This window comes from Azospirillum sp. B4 (genome assembly GCF_000333275.1).
Lineage (GTDB): Bacteria > Pseudomonadota > Alphaproteobacteria > Azospirillales > Azospirillaceae > Nitrospirillum.
Genome location: NZ_BACU01000598.1, coordinates 1 through 2,509, shown reverse-complemented (window position 1 = coordinate 2,509; position 2,509 = coordinate 1). Strand labels below are relative to the sequence as shown.

At 68.2% G+C, this 2,509-nt stretch carries 5 protein-coding genes; 2 read left to right on the top strand and 3 right to left on the bottom strand.

Going from position 1 to position 2,509, the window contains the following annotated elements; all coding sequences use genetic code 11:
* The first annotated feature begins 216 nt into the window (after positions 1–216).
* Positions 217–678, top strand: a complete 462-nt coding sequence (locus I55_RS33550; RefSeq protein ID WP_049974542.1) for a hypothetical protein — start codon at positions 217–219, stop codon at positions 676–678.
* Positions 679–795: 117 nt separating this feature from the next.
* Here the strand turns inward: I55_RS33550 and I55_RS36380 are convergent, their stop codons facing one another.
* The 3 genes from I55_RS36380 to I55_RS26975 all read right to left on the bottom strand — a co-directional run bounded on the left by I55_RS36380 (position 796) and on the right by I55_RS26975 (position 1,989).
* Positions 796–990: a hypothetical protein gene (locus tag I55_RS36380; protein ID WP_148293996.1), complete on the bottom strand. Its 195-nt coding sequence runs from the start codon at positions 988–990 to the stop codon at positions 796–798.
* Between the two features lie 198 nt (positions 991–1,188).
* The gene (locus I55_RS26980; protein ID WP_199902745.1) at positions 1,189–1,554 is read right to left on the bottom strand and encodes an ArsC family reductase; all 366 of its coding nucleotides are present in this window, start codon (positions 1,552–1,554) and stop codon (positions 1,189–1,191) included.
* A gap of 39 nt (positions 1,555–1,593) precedes the next feature.
* Positions 1,594–1,989: a nuclear transport factor 2 family protein gene (locus I55_RS26975; protein ID WP_044563827.1), complete on the bottom strand. Its 396-nt coding sequence runs from the start codon at positions 1,987–1,989 to the stop codon at positions 1,594–1,596.
* A gap of 261 nt (positions 1,990–2,250) precedes the next feature.
* On the opposite strand from I55_RS26975, the gene I55_RS26970 reads away from it, so the two are divergent.
* The gene (locus I55_RS26970; RefSeq protein WP_199902744.1) at positions 2,251–2,472 is read left to right on the top strand and encodes a hypothetical protein; all 222 of its coding nucleotides are present in this window, start codon (positions 2,251–2,253) and stop codon (positions 2,470–2,472) included.
* Positions 2,473–2,509 lie beyond the last annotated feature (37 nt).

The following is a 2,509-nucleotide window of genomic DNA, read 5'->3' as shown; positions in this document are numbered from 1 at the left end:
GCCCCGGCCGCCCAGCCCCCCCGGGGGCCCCGGGGCCCGTGAGCGTGGCCCCCGCTGGGACCGTCCGCAGGGCAATCAGGACGCGCCCTTGAAGGTCGTGAAGGTCGAGAAGGCCGGCCGGAGCGTGAGCCCCGCGCCGAAGGTGAGCAGCCCCGGGGTGACCGCTTCGGTGACCGTCCGCAGCGCGGCGAGCGCCGCACCCTGACCGGTGCCGCCGTGGCCAACGCCGCCCAGGAACGCAGCCAGCCGCCGGCCATCAGCCAGGGCCAGCGTCCCTATGGCGACCGGCAGGCCCCGGCCCCCCGCGCCCCGGCCAGCTATGGCCAGGCCGATTCGGAAGGCATGGAGCAGTTGCTGGACCGTCCCTATGGCGGTGACCGTCCGGTGGGCTCGGAATATCCTTACCGTCAGCAGCAACGCAACGCCGCCCGCCTGGAAGCGGCGGAGACGCCAACGGAACCGGCCGATCAGCGCATGACCGTAGCCGCCCAGCGCAGCGCCGAGGCCTACACCGCGTGGAAGGCCAATCCCGAGGCGGGCATGCAGGGCCTGACCGACGCGCTGCATGAGCTGCGCAAGGTCATCGCCCGCATGGAGATCGAGATGTCCGCCAGCCGCAAGGAGGAACACGCGGCGCGGCCCATCCCCATCCCCTACCATCGCGCCCAGCGCCGCTGACGCGGCACCGTCCCATCGGGACGGCTTTCAAGTAAAAGCGTCGAATACGAAAACACCCCACCGGTTTACTGCCGGTGGGGCGTTCGCTTTTGAAGGTCGCCGCGAGAATGGCTGGTGTCAGGTGCCCATGGCCGCGCCCAGGATCAGCACCGCGCCGTACAGGGTGGCGAACAGGCTGGCCAGCGCCAGGAAATCCCGCACCAGGCGGCCGCCGTTGGCGCCGGCGCGGCGGAGCGCCCGCTGGCGCAACAGGCTGGATTTCGGGGCGAAGCTGACACCATGCATCGTGTCGTGGACTGCAATGTACGCCATTCACCCCTCCACCGTTTGTCTGTTCCAGAGCCGGCGTTCCATCGCCCGGCCATTCATGGGCATAGTGTTGCCAGAACGTTCCGGGAACCACAAGCGGAAATGTTCTCATCATGTTCCTTTTTTGGACTCATAATGAGACCATGCCATCCCTGGGGGTTGAAACGGCGCAGGTGCCACCAGGGATGGATTCACGGCCCATCAGCGCCCAGCGGCCGCGAACACCTCCTCATACCGTTCGGGCTTGAATCCGGCCGTGAGGACGCCGTCCAGGTCCAGAATCGGCCGCTTGATCATGGATGGCTGCGCCTGCATCAGGGCCACCGCCTTGGCCGCGTCCAGATCCTGCCTGTCGGCATCGGGCAGCGCGCGGAAGGTGGTTCCAGCGCGGTTCAGCACCGTCTCCCATCCCAGGGCGGCGCACCAGGCCTCCAGCCGCGCCGGGTCGATGCCCACGGCCTTGTAGTCATGGAAGGTGTAGTCGACACCCCGCCCCTCCAGCCAGGCGCGGGCCTTCTTCATGGTGTCGCAGTTCTTGATGCCATAGATCGTGACGGCCACGGCCAAGGCTCCTTCTCTCTTCGTTGAAAGTGTCGCGTTCGTTCTTTAATCCAACGGCGGCGGATCCAGCACCGGCGTGCCCATGGTGAACCAGGCCCGGCGGATACGGCCCGCCGTTACCTCATAGATGCCGATGACCTCCACCGTGCCTGGGCCGTCGGGAAAGGTGCGCGTCACCGCCTCGTGATCGACCACGGTGGCGCCCACGGCCAGGCGATGCACCAGCCGGCCGTGCAGGTTGGGCTCACTGAACCGGGTCACGTGGCGCGCGCGAATGTCCGCCGCCCCGCTGGCCAGCAGGGTGTCGGGATGCTGGTAGATGCGCGCGTCCTCCGCCCAGAAGGCCATGAAGGCGTCGATGTCCTTGGCGTTGTAGGCACGCAATTGGCCATCCACCACCTGCTCTGGACTGGGGGGCGGCGGCGATGCGGGCTGATCCATGGTGGACGATCCTGGGAACTGGGGACTGGGGAATCACCCTGTCCTTATCCGGCATGCGGACATCCGGTTGCCGCCCTCTTTCAGCATGCCGCCTATTCCACGGGCACTGAAATTCGGTCCGATGAGCCATCCGTTCGCGTCGCTTATCCATTCGTCCCGGCAACCCTTTCGGCTTGATCAGTGTCAATGCGGCCGCCCCCGCCCTGCCGAACCATGGGATCGGCCGGGCGCCACCGGGGCGCCCCAGCGGTGGAAGGCTCCATGCCGGGAACACGCGCGGCAGGCAAGGTGGTGGCGGTTCGCGGCGCGGTCGTGGACGTGGCCTTTGACGGCATGCGATTGCCCCCCCTGAACACGGCGTTGACGGTGGCCTGGGACCGGCCTGACCCCCTGACGCTGGAGGTGCACAGCCACCTCGATGCCGCCACCGTCCGTGCCATCGCGCTTCAACCCACCGCCGGCTGGCGCGCGGCACGTCCGTGACGGACACCGGCGCCCCTGTCACGGTGCCGGTGGGCGA

What these genes read in the sequence shown, in the direction of transcription:
- I55_RS36380 (WP_148293996.1), bottom strand. Translation starts at nt 990, where the DNA reads ATGGCGTACATTGCAGTCCACGACACGATGCATGGTGTCAGCTTCGCC.
- I55_RS26975 (WP_044563827.1), bottom strand. Translation starts at nt 1,989, where the DNA reads ATGGATCAGCCCGCATCGCCGCCGCCCCCCAGTCCAGAGCAGGTGGTG.
- I55_RS26970 (WP_199902744.1), top strand. Translation starts at nt 2,251, where the DNA reads ATGCCGGGAACACGCGCGGCAGGCAAGGTGGTGGCGGTTCGCGGCGCG.